Here is a 457-nt window from a genome sequence, read left to right on the forward strand (position 1 = left end):
ACACAAATTTTATGCTCGACACTGATCCCCCTGTGGGAGCGAGCTTGCTCGCGAAAGCGGTGGGTCAGCTTGCATCGATGTTGAATGTGATGACGCCATCGCGAGCAGGCTCGCTCCCACACTGGATCTTCAGTGAGCACAAATTTTATGCTCGACACTGATCCCCCTGTGGGAGCGAGCCTGCTCGCGATGACGCCGGTACAGCCTCCACCCATGTTTGGCTTTTACAACAAGCTGATCGGATAGCTGACGATCAGCCGGTTTTCATCGAACTCGTTGTTGCTGTAATCCCGACGCATCGTTGAATTACGCCATTTCACATTGAGGCTCTTCAACGCACCGCTTTGTACGGTGTAGGCCAGTTCGCTTTCGCGACCCCATTCCTTGCCGTCATTAACAGTAGCGGTGTGTACGTTGTCACCGCTGATGTAGCGGTTCATCAGGGTCAGGCCCGGTA

Annotated in this window: 1 protein-coding gene; it reads right to left on the reverse strand. The window is 54.0% G+C overall.

What is annotated here, in order from left to right:
• Positions 1-224: 224 nt before the first annotated feature.
• Positions 225-457 (reverse strand): OprD family outer membrane porin (locus GSM73_RS26910; protein WP_256676716.1); only part of this gene is annotated, 233 nt, incomplete at its 5' end.

Origin of the sequence: Pseudomonas sp. PICF6 (assembly GCF_009831705.1) — a bacterium.
Taxonomy (GTDB): Bacteria; Pseudomonadota; Gammaproteobacteria; order Pseudomonadales; family Pseudomonadaceae; genus Aquipseudomonas; species Aquipseudomonas rhizophila.